The organism is Rhodoplanes roseus, assembly GCF_003258865.1.
In the GTDB taxonomy this organism is placed as follows: domain Bacteria; phylum Pseudomonadota; class Alphaproteobacteria; order Rhizobiales; family Xanthobacteraceae; genus Rhodoplanes; species Rhodoplanes roseus.
This window is the reverse complement of record NZ_NPEX01000123.1, coordinates 1-17,091: the sequence shown is the minus strand read 5'-3', so window position 1 is coordinate 17,091 and position 17,091 is coordinate 1. Positions and strand designations below refer to the sequence as shown.

15 protein-coding genes are annotated in these 17,091 nt (G+C 68.7%); 12 read left to right on the top strand and 3 right to left on the bottom strand.

Annotated features, from left to right (window positions below):
* Positions 1-211: 211 nt before the first annotated feature.
* The gene (gene hutH / locus CH341_RS17575) at positions 212-1,747 is read right to left on the bottom strand and encodes a histidine ammonia-lyase (RefSeq protein WP_111420301.1); all 1,536 of its coding nucleotides are present in this window, start codon (positions 1,745-1,747) and stop codon (positions 212-214) included.
* Between the two features lie 340 nt (positions 1,748-2,087).
* Between hutH and CH341_RS17570 the strand changes: the two genes are divergently transcribed.
* The 12 genes from CH341_RS17570 (at position 2,088) to CH341_RS17515 (ending at position 16,224) form a co-directional block, all read left to right on the top strand.
* On the top strand, positions 2,088-3,038 hold the full coding sequence (locus tag CH341_RS17570; protein ID WP_111420300.1) for an ABC transporter substrate-binding protein: 951 nt from the start codon (positions 2,088-2,090) through the stop codon (positions 3,036-3,038).
* Between the two features lie 498 nt (positions 3,039-3,536).
* Positions 3,537-4,310 carry an ABC transporter permease gene (locus tag CH341_RS17565; RefSeq protein WP_111420299.1) on the top strand — a complete coding sequence of 258 codons (774 nt, stop codon included), beginning with the start codon at positions 3,537-3,539 and terminating at the stop codon, positions 4,308-4,310.
* A complete protein-coding gene (locus tag CH341_RS17560) occupies positions 4,307-5,092 on the top strand; it encodes an ABC transporter ATP-binding protein (RefSeq protein WP_170149673.1) in 786 nt (261 codons plus the stop codon). The genes CH341_RS17565 and CH341_RS17560 overlap by 4 nt, the downstream gene beginning before the upstream one ends.
* Positions 5,093-5,313: 221 nt before the next feature.
* Positions 5,314-6,465, top strand: coding sequence for an alpha-hydroxy acid oxidase (locus CH341_RS17555; protein WP_111420297.1), 1,152 nt, complete (start codon positions 5,314-5,316; stop codon positions 6,463-6,465).
* A 419-nt stretch (positions 6,466-6,884) separates the two neighbouring features.
* Positions 6,885-7,823 carry a chlorite dismutase family protein gene (locus CH341_RS17550; protein WP_111420296.1) on the top strand — a complete coding sequence of 313 codons (939 nt, stop codon included), beginning with the start codon at positions 6,885-6,887 and terminating at the stop codon, positions 7,821-7,823.
* 90 nt (positions 7,824-7,913) lie between these two features.
* Complete coding sequence (locus CH341_RS17545) at positions 7,914-10,457, top strand: molybdopterin-dependent oxidoreductase (RefSeq protein WP_111420295.1); 2,544 nt, start codon at positions 7,914-7,916, stop codon at positions 10,455-10,457.
* A gap of 14 nt (positions 10,458-10,471) precedes the next feature.
* Positions 10,472-11,341, top strand: a complete 870-nt coding sequence (locus CH341_RS17540; RefSeq protein ID WP_111420294.1) for a 4Fe-4S dicluster domain-containing protein — start codon at positions 10,472-10,474, stop codon at positions 11,339-11,341.
* A gap of 23 nt (positions 11,342-11,364) precedes the next feature.
* A complete protein-coding gene (locus tag CH341_RS17535) occupies positions 11,365-12,111 on the top strand; it encodes a TorD/DmsD family molecular chaperone (RefSeq protein ID WP_111420293.1) in 747 nt (248 codons plus the stop codon).
* Positions 12,108-12,599 (top strand): c-type cytochrome, encoded by a 492-nt coding sequence (locus CH341_RS17530; RefSeq protein WP_111420292.1) that lies wholly within the window; start codon positions 12,108-12,110, stop codon positions 12,597-12,599. The genes CH341_RS17535 and CH341_RS17530 overlap by 4 nt, the downstream gene beginning before the upstream one ends.
* A gap of 606 nt (positions 12,600-13,205) precedes the next feature.
* The gene (locus CH341_RS17525) at positions 13,206-14,177 is read left to right on the top strand and encodes a tripartite tricarboxylate transporter substrate binding protein (RefSeq protein WP_170149672.1); all 972 of its coding nucleotides are present in this window, start codon (positions 13,206-13,208) and stop codon (positions 14,175-14,177) included.
* A gap of 84 nt (positions 14,178-14,261) precedes the next feature.
* Entirely contained in the window at positions 14,262-14,705 is a 444-nt protein-coding gene (locus CH341_RS17520; protein WP_111420290.1) for a tripartite tricarboxylate transporter TctB family protein, read from the top strand.
* Between the two features lie 7 nt (positions 14,706-14,712).
* A complete protein-coding gene (locus CH341_RS17515; RefSeq protein WP_111420289.1) occupies positions 14,713-16,224 on the top strand; it encodes a tripartite tricarboxylate transporter permease in 1,512 nt (503 codons plus the stop codon).
* Between the two features lie 61 nt (positions 16,225-16,285).
* On the opposite strand, the gene CH341_RS17510 is transcribed toward CH341_RS17515, so the two are convergent.
* Both CH341_RS17510 and CH341_RS17505 read right to left on the bottom strand, forming a co-directional pair.
* A complete protein-coding gene (locus CH341_RS17510) occupies positions 16,286-16,588 on the bottom strand; it encodes a hypothetical protein (protein ID WP_111420288.1) in 303 nt (100 codons plus the stop codon).
* Between the two features lie 69 nt (positions 16,589-16,657).
* Positions 16,658-17,091: DUF488 domain-containing protein (locus CH341_RS17505; RefSeq protein WP_146604516.1), on the bottom strand; the 434-nt coding region annotated here is incomplete at its 5' end.

Sequence of the window (17,091 nt, the reverse complement as noted above, 5' to 3'; positions counted from 1 at the left end):
GGCACGCCGCTGACGCGGCTTGCCCACCCTACGGGCTCATCACCCTCACCGAATCCCGATCTGATCAGCTCGCCTCCAGCCCCGGCAGAGCCGTAGGGTGGGCAAAGCGAAGCGTGCCCGCCGTGATCCGATCACCACGTCGGCGTGGGCACGCCGCTGACGAGGCTTTCCCACCCTACGGGCTCATCACCCTCACCGAATCCCGATCTGATCAGCTCGCCTCCAGCCCCGGCAGCAGCACGGGGAGGACGGCGCAGGCGACGGTGCCGCTGCGCACCAGGTCGGCGGCGGCGGCGATGTCGGGCGCCAGATGGCGGTCGTCGTCGAGCGGCGGCACGCGGCTCCGCAGCAGGTCTCGCACGGCGTCGAGCGGCGGGCTCGAGGTCAGCGGCGCGTGGAAGTCGCAGCCCTGCGCGGCGGCCAGGAGCTCGATGGCGATCACGTTCACGGCGTTCTCGACCATGTCGACGAGGCGCCGCGCGCCGTGCGCCGCCATCGAGACGTGGTCCTCCTGATTGGCCGAGGTCGGGATCGAGTCGACGCTCGCCGGCGTGGCGCGCTGCTTGTTCTCGGAGACCAGCGCGGCCGCCGTCACCTGCGGGATCATGAAGCCGGAGTTGAGCCCCGGCTTCGGCGTGAGAAAGGCCGGCATGCCGGACAGCGCCGGATCGACCAGCATGGCGATGCGCCGCTCGGCGATCGAGCCGATCTCGCACACCGCGAGCGCGATCATGTCGGCCGCGAAGGCGACCGGCTCGGCGTGGAAGTTGCCGCCCGACAGCGCCTCGCCGGTGTCGGCGAAGATCAGCGGATTGTCGGAGACGCCGTTCGCTTCGGTTCCGAGCGTCGTCGCGGCCTGGCGCAGCACGTCGAGCGCGGCGCCCATCACCTGCGGCTGACAGCGCAGGCAATAGGGATCCTGCACGCGCGGATCGCCGTGCAGATGCGATCGGCGGATGGCGCTGCCCTCCATCAGGAGGCGCAACGCAGCTGCCGTCTCGATCTGGCCGCGGTGGCCGCGCAGCGCATGGATGCGCGGATCGAACGGCGTGTCGGAGCCGCGCGCCGCGTCGGTCGACAGCGCCCCGGTGACCAGCGCCGAATGGAACAGCCGCTCCGCCTCGAACAGGCCGGCGAGCGCCTGGGCGGTGGAGAACTGGGTGCCGTTGAGGAGCGCCAGCCCCTCCTTGGCGTGCAGCGTCAGCGGCGCGAGGCCGGCTTGCGCGAGCGCGTCGGCGGCCGGCACGCGGGTGCCGTGGAGAAGGATCTCGCCGACCCCGACCATCGCGGCGGTCATGTGGGCGAGCGGGGCGAGGTCGCCGGAGGCGCCGACCGAGCCTTGCGACGGCACCACCGGGATCAGGTCCCGCGCCACCATGGCGGCGAGGAGGTCGACGGTCTCGGGCCGCACGCCGGACGCGCCCTGCGCGAGGCTCGCGAGCTTGAGCACCATCATCAGCCGCGCCACCCGCGTCTCCATCGGCGCGCCGACGCCGGCGGCGTGGCTCAGCACGATGTTGCGCTGGAGCGTCTCCAGGTCGGCGTCGCCGATCCGCACGCTGGCGAGCTTCCCGAAGCCGGTGTTGATGCCGTAGACCGGCTCGCCCTTGGCGAGAATGTGGGCGACCGCGGCGGCGCCGGCCGCGATGGCCGGCCGCGTCGCCGGATCGAGCGCGACACTGGCGCCGCGATAGATCGCCCGCCATTCGGACAGAAGAACCGCGCCGGGTCTGATCAGGATGGTCATCGGGGGATCCTCGGCCATGTGGGCTTGGGCAGTGTGCCATGGCTGCGGCCCATCCCTCTCGTCCCGAGGTGCTCGCGACGCGAGCCTCGAAGGACGAACGGCCCGGGCCGGCGCGCGTCGAGGGCTGCGCGTCGCGCAGCCGCCTCAGGGTGACGGATCGGATGTGATCGCAGCACCTTGCAAATGTATAGACATATTGATCCGACCGGCAAGCCGAACGCCCGTCGGGCCTCCGGTTCTGCTCTGCCCAGAAACGCGCCACTCTGCATTATGTCTATACATTTGACACCTTTACGCCCTTCTGTTCAAATCCGCCGAATTTCCAACGCGGGGAGATCCCATGCGGTTTTTCAAGCTATCCGCGATCGCTTGCATCGCGGCCCTCGGCCTTGCGACGGCGGCCGAGGCGCAGAGCACCAAGGTCGGCATCGGAATTTCGGGCTGGACCGGGTTCGCGCCCCTCACGCTCGCCGCCAAGGCCGGCATCTTCGAGAAGAACGGCCTCGACGTCACGCTCAAGAAGATCCCGCAGAAGGATCGTCATCTCGCCATCGCGGCGAACGACATCCAGTGCGCGGCGACGACGGTCGAGACCTGGATCGTGTGGAATGCCGCCGGCATCGCCACCAAGCAGATCTTCCAGCTCGACAAGTCCTACGGCGCCGACGGCATGGTGGTGCGCAACGACGTCAAGGCGATCGCCGACCTCAAGGGCAAGACCATCGCGGCCTCGGCGCCCGGCACCGCGCCGTACTTCACGCTCGCCTGGTTCCTCAAGAAGAACGGCCTGACCCTGAAGGACGTCAAGGTCGTCAACATGGAGCCGGGCCCGGCCGCCCAGGCCTTCCTGGCCGGCCAGAACGACGCCGCCATGACCTACGAGCCCTATCTCAGCGCGGTGCGCGAGAAGCCCGAGGCCGGCAAGATCATCGCCACCACGCTCGACTATCCGATGATCCTCGACACCTTCGGCTGCACGCCGAAATTCCTGGACGAGAACCCGAAGGCCGCGAAGGCGCTGGCCGACAGCTACTTCCAGGCGCTGGAGATGATCCAGGCCGACAAGGCCAAGGCCTACGAGATCATGGGCGCCGACGTGAAGCAGTCGGGCGAGGACTTCGGCAAGTCGGCCGCCTATCTGCGCTGGCAGGACAAGGCGGCGAGCCAGAAGTTCCTCACCGGCGAGATCTTCTCCTTCTCGGACGAGGCCGCCGCGATCCTGCTCGAGGCCGGCATCATCAAGCAGAAGCCCGACATCAAGGCGATCGTCGACGACCGCTTCGTGAAGTGAACCTCGGCTCGACGTGACGCCCTGCTGGTCGTCCCGAAGCCTTCCTCCGCCCTCACCCCGAGGAGCGCCCGCAGGGGCGCGTCTCGACGGGCGAGGGCGGCCCCGCTTCCGGGGGCCGCATGGTTCGAGACGCGTTGCTGCGCATCGCTCCTCACCACGAGGGACGAGGCGGAGCGAGCCGCGTCGGCCCGCCGACGCGCGGTGAGCGTCGGAGCGGCCGCAAGCGACAGCCCGGGTTTGCGTATCGGACCGTTGACTCCGCGCTCGCCCCGCGTCTTCTACCCGGACCCCCTCGCCGTCCGTCGCCCCGGCCTGATCCGAACGAGACCCGTCGCCCATGAAACCGCTCGAGACCTCGGATGGGTTTCAGTCATTCCGGGGCGCACCGAAGGTGCGAACCCGGAATCCAGCGGTGCACTCGGAGGTCTCGGCTGAAGTCCGGGTCCGGTGCTTCGCACCGTCCCGGAACGACGGTCACAGCAATCCGACGGGCCGCCCATGAAACCGCTCGAGCCGGTCGGCAACACCGCCAAGATCGTCCTCGGCATCCTGTTCTTCGTGATGCTGTTCGCGGGCTGGTCGTTCGCCACCTTCGGCGGCTACGTCTCCAAGACGTTCCTGGCCGATCCCGTCACCATGCTGCACGACGGGGTCGAGCTGTTCGTCCGCTACGACTTCCTGCACGACATCGGCATGACGGTGTGGCGCGTCCTCGGCGGCTTCGTGCTCGCCACCGTCGTGGCCGTGCCGCTCGGCATCGCCATGGGCGCCTACAAGCCGGTCGAGGCGTTCTTCGAGCCCTTCGTCTCGTTCGCCCGCTACCTGCCGGCCTCCGCCTTCATCCCGCTGCTGATCCTGTGGGCCGGCACCGGCGAGGTGCAGAAGCTGCTCGTCATCTTCATCGGCTCGGTGTTCCAGATCGTGCTGATGGTCGCAGTGTCGATCGGCGCGACGCGGCGCGACCTGGTCGAGGCGGCCTACACGCTCGGCGCACGCGACCGCGGCATCGTCGCCCGCGTGATGCTGCCGGCCAACGCCCCCGAGATCGCCGAGATCCTGCGCTTGGTGCTCGGCTGGGCCTGGACCTACGTGATCGTCGCCGAGCTGATCGGCGCCTCGTCCGGCATCGGCCACATGATCGTCGACAGCCAGGCGCTGCTGGCGACCGGCCAGATCATCTTCGGCATCATCGTCATCGGCGTCATCGGGCTGGTCTCCGACTTCCTGTTCAAGGCCGCGAACCACCGCCTGTTTCCGTGGAAGTTCGCATGACCCAGCTCCTCGTCGAGGGCGTCTCGCGCCAGTTCCCGGGACGCCGTGGCGCCGGCCCGACCCGCGCGCTCGAGCCGACCACCATCGCGGTGGAGAAGAACGACTTCATCACGGTGCTGGGCCCGTCCGGCTGCGGGAAGTCGACGCTCTTGCGCATCGTCGCCGGCCTCGACCGCCCGACCACCGGCCGGGTGATGCTGGACGGCCGCGAGGTGAAGGGTCCGGGCGCCGACCGCGGCATGGTGTTCCAGTCCTACACGCTGTTCCCGTGGCTCACCGTCGCCGAGAACATCGCCTTCGGCCTCGCCGAGCGCGGCATGCCGGAGAAGGAGCGGGCCGAGATCGTGGCCGACTACGTCCAGAAGGTGGGCTTGCGCGGCTTCGAGCACCACTGGCCGAAGCAGCTCTCCGGCGGCATGCAGCAGCGCACCGCGATCGCCCGCGCGCTCGCCAACGATCCCGAGATCCTGCTGCTCGACGAGCCGTTCGGGGCGCTCGACACCCAGACCCGCGGGCTGATGCAGGAGATGCTGCTCGCCATCTGGGAGCGCGAGAAGAAGACCGTGATGTTCGTCACCCACGACATCGAGGAGGCGATCTTCCTGGCCTCCCGCGTGATCGTGATGACGGCGCGGCCGGGGCGGATCAAGACCGAGATCGCCGTGGACCTGCCGCATCCGCGCGACTATCACATGAAGACCACGGCGGCCTTCTCCGAGCTGAAGGCCCGCCTCACCGAGGAGATCCGCGCCGAGGCCGTGCTGGCCGCGACGGAGCACTAGGGCGACGTCGAGCGCGCACGCGACACTATCTCCGGCACCCTTAGGCGCCCGGCGAAGCCGGGCCTCGAAGGGCGACGGCCCGGGCGCCTCGGCCGCCGATCCTTCGAGGCTGGACCTGCGGTCGAGCACCTCAGGATCACGGAGCCGAGGCCGACGAGACAGAAGGCTGACGGAGAGGCCGGCGAGCGCGAGCGGTCGCGACCCGGGGGAAAGATCGACCGATGACCATCGTCAACATCGACGACATGCGCGACGCCGCGAAGCGGCGGCTCCCAAAAATCTTCTTCGACTACATCGACGGCGGCAGCTTTTCCGAGTCCACGCTGCGCGCCAACCGGCGCGGCTTCGACGCCTGGACGATCGAGCAGCGGGTGCTCGCCAGCGGGCGGGTGCCGGATCTGTCGACCAGCTATTTCGGCGGCCGCCACGCGCTGCCCTTCATGCTCGGTCCCGTCGGCTTCCTCGGCCTCTATCGGGGCGGCGGCGAAGTTCTGGCGGCACGCGCCGCGGCGGCGGCCGCGATCCCGTTCTGTCTCTCCACCTTCTCGATCGCCTCGATCGAGACGCTCGCCCGTGCGGCCGGCGGCGACCTGCACTTCCAGCTCTACATGCTGGACGACAAGGCGCTGAACGAGGAGCTCCTGGCCGCCGCCACGGCGGCGCGCGTCGCGACGCTGTATCTCACCGTGGACTGCACCGTCACGGCGATTCGCGAGCGCGACGTGCGCAACGCGTTCCGCTCGGCGCGGCGGCCGACGCCGGCCATGCTGGCCAGCATGCTGTCGCGGCCGGGCTGGCTCTTCGATCTGCTGCGCCACGGCATGCCGGCCGTCGAGGCGCTGAAGGCGCATCCGGAGTTCGGGCAGGGCGCGCTGGAGCAGGCCGTCAACCTGTCGCGCCGCATGGACCGCACGGTGAGCTGGGCCGAGGTCGACTGGCTGCGCGGGCGCTGGCCGGGCCGGCTGGTGATCAAGGGCGTGCTGTCGCGCGAGGACGCGGCGCGGGCCCGCGACGCCGGCGCCGACGCGATCGTGATCTCCAACCACGGCGGCCGCCAGCTCGACGGCGTCGCCTCGACCATTTCGGTGCTGCCCGAGGTCGTCGAGCATGTCGGCGGCACCGTCGAGGTGCTGATCGACGGCGGGTTTCGCCGCGGCGCCGACATCGTCAAGGCGCTGGCGCTCGGCGCCTCCGGCGTGCTCCTGGGCCGCGCCTACGCGTTCGCGCTCGCCGCCGGCGGCGAGGCCGGGGTGGCGCGAGCGATCGACATTCTCAGGACCGAGCTCGCCATCACGCTCGCCCTCATGGGCCTCGACTCGATCGACGTGCTGAAGGCCGCCGGCACCAGCGTGGTGCGCCGCGCGCCGCGGTAGGCCGGCGCCGCGGATCGGCCGCCCTCCCGCCGCCCTCCCGGCCGCGATGCGCCCGCGGCGGAGATTGGAACGAGTTTGATTTGCGTCATGGCACGCGGCGCCTTGCGGAGGTTTCATGCTCCGGTCGAAGGCTCTCCTTCCGCACGGACCCCGCTGTCCATCCGCGGCGTGCCCCATTCCCTGCTGTGCTGCCGGAGTCGCTCCCGCCGGACGCGATTGCGTACCCGTGATGTAATCGCGCAGTATCCGGCCTCCAGAATTCAGTCGTCCTAAGTAGTAACACTAGCGCTGTGCGTCGCTCGTAACAAGCCGGCCTGCTCCCCGAAATAGAAACCGTAACGCAACATTCGCCCGGTTCTTCCCGTGCGGGCGATCGGGGCGACGTGGCCGCTGCGGCTTGTCGCCCGTGGAGAACGATCATGCATTCCACCCGTCGATCCGGCGCGATGTCGGTCGGGCTTCGCTCCTGCGCCGCCGCGCTGGCGCTCCTCGCCGCCGGCCCCGTGCTGGCCCAGCAGGCGCCCATGTCGGCTCCGAATCCGGCACCGATGCCGGCGCCGATGCAAGCGCCTGCCGCGATGCCGGCTCCGGCCGCGATGCCGGCTCCGATGCCGATGGCGAGCGGCCCGGTCGATCGCGCCAAGATCCTCACCGCGCCCGGCGTGTTCGGCGTGTTCGCCACCTTCAAGGTGCGGCCCGACTACTACCGGCTGGCCAGCGCGGAGCGCAAAGGCGCGGCCGCCGAGGTGGTCGCCGTCGTCGACAAGCACAAGGACAAGGTGATCGTCGACGCCTATCTGACCCGCGGTCTCGGCGCCAGCGCCGACTACTTCCTGCGCGTCCACGCCTACGATCTGGCCGCCGCGCAGCGCTTCATGACCGACTTCAAGGCGACGCGCTTCGGCACCTTCTCGGACGTCTCCGAGAATCTGATCGGCATCACCAAGGCGCTCAACTACATCACCAAGCAGAAGTCGGAGGCGCTCAACACCGGCCTGTTCGCCGCGACCTACACGGACAAGGCGCCGCGCTACGCCGTGATGGTGCCGGTGAAGAAGAGCGCCGAGTGGTGGAACATCCCCGAGGAGCAGCGTCTCAAGGAGATGGAGAGCCACACCGCGCCGACGCTGCAGTATCTCGTCAACGTCAAGCGCAAGCTCTACCACTCGACCGGCATCGCCGACACCGACTTCATCACCTATTTCGAGGTCGAGGACGTCGGGGCGTTCAACAATCTGATGATCGCCTTGGCCCAGGTTCCCGAGAACAAGTACCACACGCGCTGGGGCAGCCCGACCCTGGTCGGCACCATCCAGAGCGTCGACGACGTCGTGAAGACCCTGTCGACGGCGAACTGATCCCCCGCGAGACCGGCGCCGGCCTTCGCCATCCGTCGAAGAGCCGGCGCTGCCGCCCTCCCGTCCGCATCTCGATCCACCGGGACCGCCATGACCACCAGCCGCCGAGACTTCGTCAAGGGCAGCCTGGCCGCCCTCGCCGCGACGCCGCTGACCTCCTTCGCCCTGACCCGGCCCGCGCTGGCCGCCTTGAACGTGCGGACCGATCGGCCCTGGGAGGAGGAGTTCCGCAACCAGGTCCGCGGCGAGACGATCGTGCGGACCGTGAACCTGCCGAACTGCACCGGCTCGTGCGGCTGGAACGTCGTCGTCAAGGACGGCGTGGTGACCCGGGTCGAGCCGCCGCTCGACTATCCGGACGACGCCTACAATCCGCGCGGCTGCATGAAGGGCCAGACCTATCACCGCCGCGTCTACTCGCCGGGCCGCATCAAGTATCCGATGAAGCGCGTCGGCGCGCGCGGCGCCGGCCAGTGGAAGCGCATCTCGTGGGACGAGGCGTTCGACTTCGTCGCCTCGGAGATCAAGCGCATCTCGGAGAAGTACGGCGCCAATACGGTGTGGGTCTATCCGCCCGTGCCGGCGACCGGCCTGGTCAAGCAGGGCGCCGGCTTCCGCTTCGCCGCGGTCAACGGCTTCGGCCTCGGCACCTTCTACAACTGGTACGGCGACCTGCCGATCGCCCATCCGATGACCTGGAACGTGCAGACCGAGGAGCACGAGTTCAAGGACGTCCTCGACACCAACTACGCGATCATCTGGGGCTCCGACGTGGTGCAGACCCGGATGCCCGACGCCCACTTCTTCGCCGACGCGCGGGCCAAGGGCGTCAAGCTCGTCTACATCTCTCCCTATTTCGACCCGACCGCGAGCTGGGTGGACGAATGGGTGCGGGTCCGGCAGGGCACCGACGGGGCGCTCGCCCTCGGCCTCTGTCACGTCGTCGTCAAGCGCGGCATGGTCGACGAGGCGCATCTGCGCCGCACCACCAGCGGCCCGCTGCTCGTCCGCGACGATACGGCCAAGTACCTGAAGGCCTCCGATGTCGCCACCGACGGTGATCCCAAGGTGTTCATGGTGTGGGATCCGGCGCAGAGACGCGCCGTTCCGGACACCTATTTCAGCGACGCGCCGGCCCTCACCGGTTCGTTCGACGTGATGCTGAAGGACGGCAAGACGGTCCGCTGCACCACCGGCCAATCGCTGTTCCTGAAGACGCTCGACGACTACGACCCGAAGACCGTGTCGGAGATCACCGGCGTGCCGGCCGAGACGATCGAGCGGCTCGCGGTCGAGTACGCCTCGGCCAAGCCGGCCAGCATCTGGGCCGGCACCGGCATCAATCACTGGTATCACGGCGACCTGATCGGCCGCTCGGTCATCGCGCTCGCCATGCTGACCGGCAATATCGGCCGCAACGGCGGCGGCGTCAGCCCGTGGGCCGGCCAGTATCTGATGCGGCTCAACCCGACCGACTACTTCTTCCCGAAGAAGTCGCCCGACAAGCCGGACCGCTACGCCGCCGTGCCGCTCGACACCGCCTACGTGGTCAACGGCCCGACCGAGACCATGGCCAACAAGGAGAAGCTGTGGCGGCAGATCCGCTGCATCTGGGCGGCCGGCGGAAACCTGCTGGGCGAAGCGTCCGACCAGAGCAATCTGATGCGCAAGGTGCTGCCGCAGATCGAGCTGATCGTCTCGCCCGAGATCGAGATGAGCACCACGGCGCAGCTCGCCGACATCATCCTGCCGGTGGTGAGCTGGTACGAGCTGCCCTTCGACATCACGACCACGCCGGCGCATCCCTACATCCAGCTCGTCGAGGGCTCGCTGCCGCCGATGTACGAGGCCAAGACCGACATCGAGATCTATTACGAGGTCTGCAAGCGGCTCGGCACCGGCGACGTCTACAAGTACAATCATCCGAAGCCCGTGATCGAGCTGCTGCTGGAGACCGGCGGTCCGAAGGTGAAGGGCATCACGTTCGAGCGGCTGCAGAAGGAGCGGGTGATCCGCGTCAACCTGCCGTCGAGCCCCTACGCCTCCTTCACCGAGGAGATCGAGGGCAAGAAGAAGTTCACCACCGCCTCGGGCCGGCAGGAGCTCTACAAGGACGAGGACCGCTTCATCCAGTTCGGCGAGCAGCTCCCGGTCCACAAGGAGCCGCATGTCGCGACGCCCTGGGGGCCGTCGAAGGTCTGGAAGGAGGCCAAGAAGGAGCGCAACCCGCTCGCCGAGAAGTACCCGCTCGTCTATCACGCCCGCCACACCCGGTGGAGCGTCCACTCCTCGTGGCGCACCACCGACGAGATCCTCAAGCTCGACGACATCGGCCAGCCGCTGCTCGAGCTCAATCCGGCCGATGCGCTCAAGCGCGGCCTGACCGCCGGCGACTGGGCGACCGCCTACAATCAGCACGGCTACGTCAAGGCGCGGGTGAAGCTGCGCGAGTCGGTGCCGCCCGGCGCCGTGGTGATCTATTTCGGCTGGCAGCGCGAGCAGATCCGCGAAGGCCACTGGAACGCGCTGACCCACAACGCGATCAATCCGATCCACGAGATCTATTTCATCCCGAACGTCTGGGGCCCGGTGTCCGGACACTTCGACCAGCTCTGCGAAGTCAAGAAGGCCTGAGGGAGGCGCGCGCCATGTCGGAAGAGCTCTGGCAGAAGTACTACGGTCAGGCCAACCCGCTCTACGGGAACCGCGTCCAGTACGGGATGCTGCTCGACATCAACAAATGCATCGGCTGCCATTCCTGCAGCATGGCGTGCAAGCAGACCTGGACCAGCGGGCCGGGCCAGGACTCGATGTACTGGAACAGCGTCGCGACCAAGCCGTTCGGCAAGTATCCGCGTCACGAGGGCGACCCGAAAGACAGCGCGCGCTACGACTACCGCTATCCCAACCTCTATCAGGACACCCCGAAGGGCACCTATCCGAAGCTGTGGCAGTTCTATCTGGCGCGGCCCTGCAACCACTGCGCCGAGCCGGCCTGCCTGCCGGCCTGCCCGACCCGCTCGATCTACAAGAACGAGGACGGGCTGGTGCTGATCGACCAGCACAAGTGCGAGGGCTTCCAGTACTGCGTGAAGGCCTGCCCCTACGACAAGATCTACTACAATCCGGTGACCAAGAAGTCGCAGAAATGCGTGTTCTGCTTCCCGCTCCTGGAGAAGGGGCAGGAGCCGCAATGCGTGAAGAGCTGCGTCGGCAAGATCCGGGTGTTCGGCAACCTGATGGACCCGGAGAGCACGATCTCGAAGCTGATCCGCGATCCGTCGCTCGGCGCGAAGCCCTACGATCCCGAGGTCGGCCTCAAGGCGACGCATCGCGTGCTCAACAATGCCGAGCCGCGCCAGTACCGGCCTGATTGGGGCACCAGCCCGTCGGTCTGGTACGTGCCGCCGCGCAACATTCCGCCCGAGGAGGTCGAGAAGTATTTCGGCTATGCCATGGGCGGCCTGCTGGACGAGCCGCACAAGCCGGAAGGCCCGATGAAGATGAAAGACATCTGATCACACCGGTAAGCGAGGCAGCCATGGATGCCGTCACGTCGCGGGCGAGAGGCCCGCTCGGACCGAGCGCCGATCCGGCCGGAGCCGCCGATGCGGCGCTCGACCGGGCGCGGCTCTGTCACTTTCTCGAGCTGGCGCTGGCCCACCCGGCCGAAGCGGGCGTCACCCATCTGTGCGCCGACGACACGGCGGCGGCGCTTCTCGACGCGCTCGACCGGCTGCCCGGGCCCGACGAGGCGAGGGGGGCCGCCGGCGACGCCGCACTGCGCTTCGTCGCGGCACTAAGGGGGCGGGACTACGCCGGCGTCGAGGCCGACTACATCGCGATGTTCGCGGCCAACTATCCGTTGGTTCCGTGCCCGCCCTACGGCTCGCTGTTCGTCGTCGACGAGGCCAAGCGGCTCGACGAGATGCTGGCCGTCAAGGCCTTCTTCCACGACAGCGGCGTCGACCTGTCGGAGGGCTACGACGACCTGCCGGACCATGTCTGCGTCGAGCTCGAGCTGATGCAGATCCTGGCGTTCCGGGAGCACGCCGCGGCCGAGGCGGGCGACGCCGTGGCGGTCGCCGACGCGCGCCGCCTCCAGGGCGCGTTCCTCGACCGCTTCCTGCAGCCCTTCGCCGACAAGATGGCGTCGGTCGCCCTGCGCATGCTGCCGGACAATCCCTACGTCCACCTGCTCGACGTGCTCCGCCGTGTCCTGGTCTGCCACCGCGCCGACCTCGCTGCGCCGGCCCTGTCGTCGCGTTCGCTGGAGAACCAGCCATGAAGACCGCTGTGCTCCTCGCCCTGCTCGCGGGTGCCGGTGCGCTCGTCGCCGCCGATGCGATCGCCCAGTCCCCGACCCAGACGCGCGGCCGCGAGAAGAGCGCCCCGGCCCGCCAGGCCGCGATGCCCGCGCCCGCGCCGGCCCCGGTGGTCGGGCCACGCTTCGCCAATCCGGAGAAGGTCTCCGCCGCGCGCGGCGAGAAGGTCTTCGTCGAGTACTGCGCCGTCTGCCACGGCATCCACGGCAAGGGGGACGGCCCGCGCTACGCCTTCTTCGCCGAGGACCAGTACATCCCCGACCTGACCATCGCGGACTTCGTCCAGGGCCGCGACCAGGAGATTCTGGAGAGCATCCGGGGCGGCCTGCGCCGGCTCGACGAGCCGATGATCGTCATGCCGCAGTTCAAGTACATCCTCTCGGACAACGACATCCGCAGCGCGCTCGCCTTCGTCAAGACGCTGCCGAACGAGCCCAAGACCCGGAAGTGAGCGGACGCACGGGTCCCGAGAGCAGCCGCCCCGGCGTCTGAACCGCCGCAGCCGAAACGGGCGCGGGAGCGTCGCGCGGACCGTCCGGCGCGGCAAGCACGGCGCCATGATCCTTTCGGATTTCGGGGGCCAGCCCAGCGGAAGTGACATGCCTCGGGCGGTCGGCACCGCATCAGATCTGCGCCCGGCCGGCTGGCGTCGAACCCGTGCGTTCCGCCGAGGCGGACGTCGTCGGCCGAGAGTATACCCGGTGATCTCGGACGTTGTATGCAAGGTCACGCCGCACAGGGGACCGCGCTGTACTCCGACGACCTGACCGTGGCCGCATCGTGGCGACCGGATCGTCGTGCGACGGGCTTCGCTCTACTGCGGCGGAGGTCGCGAACTTTGGTGTGCTGCGCCGCACACGCGCCGGTGCCCGCTGCCGCGAGGTCTCACCCGGCGGCTGGTGTGATCGTCGATTGCGCATATGATGAAGTGTTGCTCGGGCGCGAGACGCTCGGGCCTGCGAGCGGCGGACCGACCGGTCTGATTCCGCGTCACGTCCGTCACGCCCGTCGGCCGAACCGGGAGCCCTCCCGGTGCCGACAACAGGGGGACGACCGCATGACATTCAGGATCTCTCACATCGCCATTGCCGCCGCGGCGGGCTTCTCCGCCGTCGCCCTGCTGTCGGCCGGCGTCGAGCCGGCCCGTGCCGAGTTTCCCGACAAGAACCTGACCCTGATCGTGCCTTACGGCGCCGGCGGCGGCACCGACATCGGCGCCCGCCTTCTCGCCAAGGATCTTGATCCGCTGATCAAGCAGCCGGTCATCGTCCAGAACATCACGGGCGGCGGCGGCTGGACCGGCTGGGGCACGCTCGCGGCCGCCAAGCCGGACGGCTACACGCTCGGCCTGCTCAACGCCCCGAGCTTCTACATGGGCTATCTCGATCCCAAGCTCGGCCGCAAGGAACGGCTGGAGAGCTTCACGCCGCTGATCAACCACGTGATCGACTACGTCGTCGTCACGGTCCCGCCGGGCAGCCCCTACAAGTCTCTCAAGGAGCTGGTCGAGGCCGCCAAGGCGAAGCCCGGCAGCATCAGCATCACGGCGCACGGCGTCGGCGGGGACGAGCATCTCGCCATCATGGCGCTCGAGCGCATGACGGGCGCGAAGTTCAAGGTCGTCCACAACAAGGCGACGCCGGAGTCGAAGGCGCAGGTGCTGGGCAACCACGTCCAGGTGCTGGCCTGCAATCTGAGCGAGATCGTCACCGAGGTGAAGGACAATCAGCTCCGCGTGCTCGGCGTGATGTCGCCGACCAAGTCGCGCTTCCTGCCGGAGAGCCCGACCTTCAAGGAGCAGGGCTACGACCTCGAGGCGTCGGTGTCGCGCGGCATCGCCGGTCCGGCCGGCCTGCCCAAGGACGTCGAGGCGAAGCTGGTCGAGTGGCTCGACAAGGTCGTCACCTCCAAGGAGCACCAGGACAAGGCCGACAGCCTGTTCCTCGAGCTGCGATCCATCAAGGGCGACGCCTATCGCAAGTTCCTCAAGGACAACGAGCAGACCGTCAAGGACCTGATGGGCTGGTAGCCCGCGTGCCGCGGCGGGAGGGCGTGCCCTTCCGCCGCGCCCTTTCGGCTCCGTCCCGTCTCTCCCAAATCATCGGATTCCGCCGTGCTCTGGGTCAATCGCATCGTGGGCGTCGCGCTGATCGTGTTCTGCGCCGCGCTCTGGCAAATCTCCGACGACTATCCGGAGATGGCGCGCCTGTTCCCGCGCGTGATGTTCGTGATCATCGTCTTCTTCTCGGTCCTGATGGTCGGCCGCACCTTCCTTCCCGCTGCGGCGGCCGGCGGCTCCGGCGAGGGCGGGGCCAACCCTGCCGTGATGGTCCGGCCGATCCTGGCCTTCGTCGCGACCTCGCTGGCCCTCGCCGCCTCGTCTTACATCGGGTTCTTTCTCGCGATGGCCGTGCTCGCCGCCGTGCTGGTCCCGATCCTCGGAATCCGGTCGCTGCGCTGGTACGCGTTCGCCACCGTGGTGCTGCTGGTCGCCGTCTACGCGATCTTCGTCGTCGTCCTCAACGTGCCGCTGACCCTGCGGCCTCCGGTTCTGTGAGAGCACCATGGACACCCTCCTGGCCGTCGTCGCCGACGCCTTCACGCCCTTTCACCTCTCCATGATGCTGGCCGGCGTGGTGATCGGCCTGATCATCGGCGCCATGCCGGGACTGAGCTCCAATCTCGGCATCGCCCTGATGCTGCCGATGACCTTCGGCATGGATCCGATCTCGGCCCTGATCCTGCTGACCAGCCTCTACACGTCGGCGATCTACGGGGGGTCGTTCTCGGCGATCCTGCTGCACACGCCCGGCACCTCGGCCTCGGCCGCGACCGCCATCGACGGCTTCGCGCTCACCCGCAAGGGCGAGTTCAACAAGGCGATCCGCATCTCCACCTTCGCCTCGGTGGTCGGCGGCCTCTCGAGCGCGATTGCGCTGCTCGCTATCGCGCCGCCGCTGTCGCTGTTGTCGCTCAAGTTCGGGCCGGCCGAGTATTTCTGGCTGGCCGTGTTCGGCATCTCGGTGATCGGCACGCTGGCCAGCGGCAACATGATCAAGGGGCTGGTCTCGGGCGCGGTCGGCGTCGCCATCAGCACGGTGGGGCTCGATCTCGATTCGGGCTATCCGCGCTTCACCTTCGGCTTCTACGACCTGCAGGGCGGCATCGGCTTCGTGCCGGCCGTGATCGGCCTGTTCTCGCTGTCGCAGGCGCTGCTGATGTGCGAGAAGCCGCACAACACCATCCAGGAGGTCGATCCGACCAGCGGCGGCAAGTGGCGGCTGCTGCCGACCTGGGCCGAGCTCAAGTTCACCCAGGCGACGATCTGGCGCTCGTCGATCATCGGCATCATCATCGGCATCCTGCCCGGCGCCGGCGGCGACATCGGCTCGTGGACCGCCTACAACGAGGCCAAGCGGTTCTCCAAGAACGATCCGGACTTCGGCAAGGGCTCGATCCGCGGCATCGCCGCATCGGAGAGCGCCAACAACGCGACCACGGGCGGCGCCATCATCCCGCTGCTCACGCTCGGCATCCCGGGCAGCCCGTCGGCCGCGATCCTGCTCGGCGCCCTGGTGCTGCACGGCATGCAGCCGGGCCGCACCCTGTTCACCGAGCATGCCCACTTCACCTACACGGTGTGCGTCGGCTTCCTGATCGCCAACCTGGTGATGGGCTTCGTCGGCATGGCGATGTGCCGCTACATGGGCGTCGTCGCCCGGCTGCCCAACACCATCCTGATCATCGCCGTGACGGTGCTGTCGATCGTCGGGTCCTACTCGCTCGGCAACAACATCTACGACGTCTACACCATGATGGCGTTCGGCATCATCGGCTACCTGATGCGCAAGACCGGCTTCTCGGCCGCCCCGATGGTCCTGGGCATGATCCTCGGCCCGCTCGCCGAGCAGGGCTTTCGCCAGGCCGTGCAGCTCGCCGACGGGCCGGTGCTGCTGCACATGGTGGCGAACCCGATCTCCTGGGTGCTGGTGTCGCTGATCGTGCTGTCGGTCGGCAGCGCCGCCTGGCTGGAGCTCAGCCGCTCCAAGCTGACCGACGTGATGGCGGAGAAGTAGGCGGCCGGCGGCTCGGAGCCGCAGCGTGGAGCCTCCGGCCGGTCGTCCCGGGGGGGGCCGGTCAGCAGAGCTGCGCGCGGCCGTGGAGCGTCGCGGCGGTCACCGCCGCCGCGAGCCGGTGGTGCTCGGCGCCTTCGCCCACGGGGATCGCCAGCTCGTTGTCGCGGTCGTCGGTCACGATGATCATCGCCTTCGCGGTGAGCCACCAGCGGTCGGCGCTGACCAGCTCCCAGGCGATGCGGTACGCCTCCCGTACGGCGTCGGCGTACGAGGCGAACTCGTGTGCGAGCTCGTTGTCCAGCAGCCGTTCCTGAACCTGCATCTGGAACGAATAGCGGCGCAGCCCGGTCTCTTCGCGTGCCATCGAACCCCCGTTGGTGAGCGCTCGACAGCGATTATCATTGTTTTCGGTCCGTGCGCTTTCGGACGAGTCCTAGTCGGCATTGTTGCGGATGCGGGGGCCGGTGCCGTCGGGCGGCTCCGGTTCCTCGAACGCGTGCTTTCGCCCCTGCGCCCGGTAGGCCAGCGCGAGCCGTTCGGAGCGGGGGGCGAACAGGTCCTCGCCGGCGTGCCCGGCCAGGGCGAGCAGGGCGTCCTCGATCTGCGACTGCGTCAGCGTGCCGTCGTCGACCACGTGCCGCACCCCGACACCGCGCGCCGCCAGCGCGCGGCCGACCAGCAGGCAGCGGTGGCAGGTGAGCGGATCGCGCTCCGCGCACATCAGGGCGATCCGGTATTTTCCGGCGCCTCCGACGACGCGGTCGAGACCGGCGCGGAACTCCGGCGCCTGCGCCATCCGCTCGTAGTCGGCGACGCCCTCGCAGTAGAAGCTCCGGTCGCGCGGCCGGCCGCCCAGGGCGTCGCCCC